This window comes from Photobacterium sp. S4TG1 (genome assembly GCF_036040035.1).
Lineage (GTDB): Bacteria > Pseudomonadota > Gammaproteobacteria > Enterobacterales > Vibrionaceae > Photobacterium.
The window spans coordinates 106001-112044 of the sequence record NZ_JAYXUH010000016.1 but is presented as its reverse complement, the minus strand read 5'-3'; the positions used below and the strand labels follow the sequence as shown (position 1 = coordinate 112044).

5 protein-coding genes and 2 tRNA genes are annotated in these 6044 nt (G+C 40.3%); 4 read left to right on the top strand and 3 right to left on the bottom strand.

Annotated features, from left to right (window positions below; genetic code table 11):
• Window positions 1–23 precede the first annotated feature (23 nt).
• Window positions 24–113, bottom strand: a tRNA-Gly gene (locus VXS03_RS16375).
• Between the two features lie 17 nt (window positions 114–130).
• A tRNA-Cys gene (locus VXS03_RS16370) sits at window positions 131–204 on the bottom strand.
• Between the two features lie 486 nt (window positions 205–690).
• On the opposite strand from VXS03_RS16370, the gene nirB reads away from it, so the two are divergent.
• From nirB to cobA, 4 genes are all read left to right on the top strand, one after another.
• Entirely contained in the window at window positions 691–3258 is a 2568-nt protein-coding gene (gene nirB, locus VXS03_RS16365) for a nitrite reductase large subunit NirB (RefSeq protein WP_327764963.1), read from the top strand.
• Window positions 3255–3581: a nitrite reductase small subunit NirD gene (gene nirD, locus VXS03_RS16360; protein WP_327764962.1), complete on the top strand. Its 327-nt coding sequence runs from the start codon at window positions 3255–3257 to the stop codon at window positions 3579–3581. The genes nirB and nirD overlap by 4 nt, the downstream gene beginning before the upstream one ends.
• A 114-nt stretch (window positions 3582–3695) precedes the next feature.
• A complete protein-coding gene (gene nirC / locus VXS03_RS16355) occupies window positions 3696–4502 on the top strand; it encodes a nitrite transporter NirC (RefSeq protein WP_327764961.1) in 807 nt (268 codons plus the stop codon).
• A 38-nt stretch (window positions 4503–4540) separates the two neighbouring features.
• A complete protein-coding gene (gene cobA / locus VXS03_RS16350; RefSeq protein WP_327764960.1) occupies window positions 4541–5365 on the top strand; it encodes a uroporphyrinogen-III C-methyltransferase in 825 nt (274 codons plus the stop codon).
• Between the two features lie 84 nt (window positions 5366–5449).
• Here cobA and pgsA read toward each other — a convergent pair whose 3' ends face one another.
• Window positions 5450–6007, bottom strand: coding sequence for a CDP-diacylglycerol--glycerol-3-phosphate 3-phosphatidyltransferase (gene pgsA / locus VXS03_RS16345; RefSeq protein WP_080157780.1), 558 nt, complete (start codon window positions 6005–6007; stop codon window positions 5450–5452).
• Window positions 6008–6044 lie beyond the last annotated feature (37 nt).

Here is a 6044-nt window from a genome sequence, read left to right as displayed (position 1 = left end):
TGCCTAAGCCGTATTTTTTAATTTGGAGCGACACACGAGGTTCCCGATATTGTAAACTCAGGCGTGACCTCAACCTTGGCAAGGTTGCGCTCTACCAACTGAGCTAGTGTCGCATGTTCTCAAAAGAGAATGGAGGCGCGTCCCGGAGTCGAACCGAGGTACACGGATTTGCAATCCGCTGCATAGCCACTCTGCCAACGCGCCATTTTCGTAAAGAACCTAATCCTTACTTACCTTAGCAAGTCACCCCGCTGCGGTATGTGGTGTAATTTACTGATTTTACGGGCTGAGTCAACGAAAAATTATGACTTTTTATTTAAGTGGTTATTTTCCGTTACATCCACCTAAAAATCAGCCCATTGTTGATCAAATTCCACTCACCTAAAATTTCATGGGTGATATTGAAATATTATCAACGCATTAATTAACCATCTCTTTTATATAGTCAGTACTGATATTTATCATTATGGCTTAAATACCGATAACCTTAACTGTAATCGTAATTACACTCGCCCTTCTTTATTTTTCTTTAAATATAATTGATTAACAAAGTGAATTTTAACCTCTAATTATCTGATTTTAAAGCATACCTCTTTAGGGTTATTTAAAGTTCGACTTGATTTGTATCATATATATTCTAGTTAACACTCAATAAGCTTGTGGTAATTCACGATATTGTTAAGAGGATCTATGAGCAAAGTCAAAATAGCAATTATTGGTAACGGTATGGTTGGTCATCGCTATATCGAAGAGCTAATCGATAAAGCAGATATGAACAATTATGACGTTACTGTCTTTTGTGAAGAACCACGTGTTGCTTATGATAGAGTTCACCTCTCATCTTATTTCTCTCATCACACTGCAGAAGAATTATCTCTTGTTAAGCAAGGTTTTTATCAAAAGCATGGTATTAACGTCTTATTAGGTGAACGTGCCATTACGGTTAATCGAGATCAAAAGCTCATTTATTCTAGTAGTGGTCGTGAAATTCATTACGATAAATTGATTATGGCAACAGGATCCTACCCTTGGGTTCCACCTATTAAAGGTAATGAATCCAAAGACTGTTTTGTTTATCGAACCATTGAAGATCTTAAAGCAATAGAAGCAACGGCTAAACACAGTAAAAGTGGCGTTGTTGTCGGTGGTGGCCTTCTTGGGCTAGAAGCCGCTGGTGCACTTAAAGCATTAGGTGTTGATACTCATGTGATTGAATTTGCTCCAGTGTTAATGGCTGAGCAACTAGACCCTCATGGCGGCGCTCAACTAAGAAAAAAAATCGAGCAACTCGGTGTTGTTGTCCATACGGGGAAAAATACCCAAGAAATTATAGCTAAAGGCCAACACGCTCGCAATACTCTCATATTTGCCGACGGCACATCCCTCGAAGTCGACTTCATCGTATTCTCTACCGGCATTCGCCCACAAGATAAGCTCGCCCACCATTGTAATTTAACGCTAGGTGATCGTGGTGGTATTGCGATTAATAGCTTCTGCCAGACATCTGATGATGATATTTATGCCATTGGTGAGTGTGCATCTTGGAACAATATGTTCTTTGGCCTTGTTGCCCCGGGTTATAAAATGGCACAAATTGCTGCCGGCCACTTACTCGGCGAGACTCATACCTTTGAAGGTGCTGACATGAGCGCCAAACTAAAATTATTAGGCGTAAAGGTTGGCAGTATTGGTGATGCGAATGGCCGTACACCTAACAGTAAAAGCTATGTTTACCTTAACGAACAACAGGACGTTTATAAACGTATTATTGTTTCAGAGGATGGTAAGCAGCTATTAGGAGCCGTATTAGTTGGCGATACCACTGATTATGGTAATTTATTACAGCTTAAATTAAATAATATTGAATTACCTGAAAATCCAGACAGTTTGATTCTACCTACTCATACTGGCGCAGAAAAACCAGCAATGGGGGCAGATTCATTACCTGATAGTGCCGTCATTTGCTCATGTTTTGATGTTACTAAAGGTAAAATAGCTGCCGCCGTTGCTGAAGGTTATACAACACTTGGTGATATTAAAGCGATAACAAAAGCAGGCACAGGCTGTGGGGGATGTGTACCACTGATCACTCAAGTCCTTAATAGTGAACTTGCAAAGGCTGGCGTTGAAGTTAAAAATCACCTTTGTGAGCATTTTGAATACTCTCGTCAAGAACTCTTCCATCTTATTCGCGTTGAAGAAATCACCTCTTTTGATGCTTTACTGGCTAAATATGGTAAAGGTTACGGTTGTGAGGTCTGTAAACCCGCTATTGGTTCTATTTTAGCGTCATGCTGGAATGAATACGCCCTCAGTCCTAAAAATACACCACTACAAGATACTAATGATATTTTCCTTGGCAACATGCAAAAAGATGGTACCTACTCTGTTATTCCTCGCATGGCCGGTGGTGAAGTAACGCCTACTGGATTATTAGCATTAGCTCAAATTGCAAGTGATTATCAGCTTTATACCAAGGTAACTGGTGCTCAACGTATAGGTCTTTTTGGTGCCCATAAAGACGATTTACCACAAATTTGGCAACGTCTGATTGATGCCGGATTTGAAACAGGTCAAGCCTATGCCAAAGCATTACGCATGGCAAAAACATGTGTTGGTAGCACTTGGTGTCGTTTTGGTGTGCAAGACAGTGTCGGTTTAGGCGTCCAACTAGAAAACCGTTACAAAGGTATTCGTACTCCTCATAAAATGAAGTTTGGTGTTTCTGGTTGTACTCGAGAATGTGCCGAAGCTCAAGGTAAAGATTTAGGTATTATTGCAACAGATGCGGGTTGGAATATGTATGTCGGAGGTAATGGTGGCATGAAGCCCCGCCATGCTGATTTATTAGCCGCAGATCTTGATACTGCAACATTAATTAAATATATCGACCGCTACTTGATGTTTTATGTTCGCACTGCCGACAAATTACAGCGTACTTCAACATGGCTAACCAGCTTAGACGGCGGTGTAGACTATCTAAAAGATGTCATCATCAATGATAAATTAGGCCTTAACCAACAACTTGAAGCTGATGCAGAACGGTTGATTGCAAGTTATCACTGTGAGTGGCAAGCCACACTAACTAATGAACAGCAATTAAAACGTTTTTCTCATTTTATTAATAGCACAGAACGTGATAGCAATGTTGTTTTTGTACCCGAACGAGAACAGCACCGCCCTGCGGCTATTAGTGAAAAAACAATCAATAATGAACAAGATACAACCTTTATTATTTCATTGGAGGAAAAAGCATGAGTCAGTGGATCTCTGTATGTAATCTTGATGATTTGATCCCCGGCACAGGCGTTTGTGCCCTAGTTGGCGATCAGCAAGTCGCTATTTTCCGTCCAGACAATAGTGAGCAATTATTTGCCCTCAATAATAAAGACCCCTTTGCACAATCAAATGTCCTCTCTCGTGGAATTATTTGCCAACATCAGAATCAGCTATGGATCGCGAGTCCATTAAAGAAACAACGCTTTTCATTAGTTGATGGCCATTGTTTAGAACAACCTGATATCAAAATTACTTGTTATCAGATTCAAGTTCATCAGGGTCAAGTGCAGGTGCGCTTGTAATTAGAGCAGTAATGAGTTTGGCAGAGAGTGCCAAACTCTTCTTTGCCATAAGTTAATACGACAATTTCTCTATTAGCTTATGACAAACAGTTTTAATTTCTACAGGGAAAATGTATGTACGCTGATACCATCAAAAAATGCTCCGCTAATGCGGCACGTATTGTTGAATTTGCACAAAAAGAGAAACTCGGTTTTTGGTTAAGCTCTGCTATGGCTGGCGCTTATGTTGGCTTAGGTATTATTTTAATTTTTACACTGGGCAATATGGTCGACCCAAGTATTAGACCTCTTGTTATGGGCTCAACCTTTGGTATCGCCTTAACTTTAGTGATCATTGCAGGATCTGAGCTTTACACTGGCCATACTATGTTTTTAACCTTTGGTGTAAAAACAGGCCAAATCACCGTTGCTGACACATTACGTGTATTACCCCAAACATGGATAGGAAACCTATTAGGCTCGGTTGGTGTTGCCCTACTTTTCTTTTATGCCGGTGGTGGCAAACTTTTAAATGATAGTAACAGTCTATTAAATAATGTCGCGATGGCAAAAACAGCTGCTCCAGCATCGGTATTACTATTTAAAGGCATGCTATGTAACTGGCTTGTTTGTTTAGCTATTTGGATGTGCCAGCGCGTCGAAGGTTCAGCAAAATTCATTGCGATTTGGTGGTGTTTATTGGCTTTCATTGCTTCAGGCTTTGAACACTCAATTGCTAATATGACTATTTTTGCCCTATCTTGGTTTGGAGAGCATAAAGACACATTTACCCTTATTGGCATTAGCCATAACTTATTGTGGGTAACAATCGGTAATACGCTTTCTGGTGTGGTATTTATGGGTTTAGGCTATTGGTTTACAACACCAAAAGCACAACGTCCACTAATTAAGTCAACCACAACCGCGACTCAAGTACAGTAATCATGCCCACTATAATGACACAGCTTTGGAGTAAACTTATGTGCCCGTCAGACACTTTATATACGTTATCTACCCCAACTAAGATCGGCAATGTGATCCTTGTTGGTGCAGGCCCTGGTGATCCTGATTTACTTACAGTCAAAGCCCTACGCTTAATTCAACAGGCTGATGTCATTATTTATGATCGCTTAGTTTCACAAGAAATCGTTGAACTATTTCCTTCTTGTTGCCAAGCTATTTTTGTCGGCAAAGAAGCCGGTAATCATTGTGTACCTCAGCAACAAATTAATAATCTGTTAGTTAAACATGCCCTCGCGGGTAAACAGGTGGTACGTTTAAAAGGCGGCGATCCGTTTATTTTTGGCCGCGGTGGTGAGGAATTAGAAGCATTACAACCCTTTAATATTCCTTTTGAAGTTGTGCCTGGAATCACCGCTGCATCGGGATGTGCAGCATATGCAGGCATTCCATTGACCCATCGCGATCACGCTCAAAGCGTGCAGTTTATTACCGGACATTTAAAGCAAGGCCAAGATCAGATCGATTGGCTATCACTGGCGCGCGCTAAACATACGTTGGTATTTTATATGGGATTAAATCAAAGTAATGTTATTCGTCATAAATTAAGTGCTTACGGTATGCCATTAACAACACCTATTGCGATTATTGAACAAGGCACAACGCCCCACCAGCGCGTATTAACAGGGGAGCTCGCCAAAATAGAAGAACTTGCCCAACAAGCAGCTAGCCCCGCTTTAATAATTATCGGTAGCGTTACTCAATTATCACAACAACTAAATTGGTTTAATCAACAACCAGATGCACTAACCAATATAGAACAAGAGATGCAACGTTATGGTTAAGTTAGGCTAACTTACTAAGTTATGAATACAAAAAAGCGAGCTATGAGCTCGCTTTTTTATTTGTTAATCAATACGTAACGTGTATTAGTGATTGTCTGCGTTTAACAAGTCACCTTTTGCTGCTTTAAGATACTGCACCATTGACCAGTAAGTTAGCACCATTGCAATATAAAGTGATGCATAGCCTAGCCATACAACATATTGATGTGGATGCCATAGTAATAATAATAAGGCAAACATTTGTGATGCTGTCTTTACTTTACCAACCCATGAAACGGCAACACTGGCACGTTTGCCGAGTTCAGCCATCCACTCTCGTAGTGCTGAAATAATAATTTCACGGCCAATCATAGTAATAGCAGGAACAGTTACCCATAAAGTATGGTAGTGCTCAACAACTAGCACCATTGCAGTTACAACCATTAATTTATCAGCGACGGGATCAATAAACGCACCGAAACGTGTGGTCTGATTAAGCTTACGTGCAAGATAACCATCAAACCAATCTGTTACGCCTGCCACCCAAAAGATTAACGCAGTAGCAAACGCCGACCATTCATAAGGTAAATAAAAGGCAATAACGAAAAATGGAATAAGAATGAGCCGGATAAAACTTAAAATATTTGGGATTGATAAACGCATAATTTTATTCTTATGTTCAAGATCTGGGCCTAACATA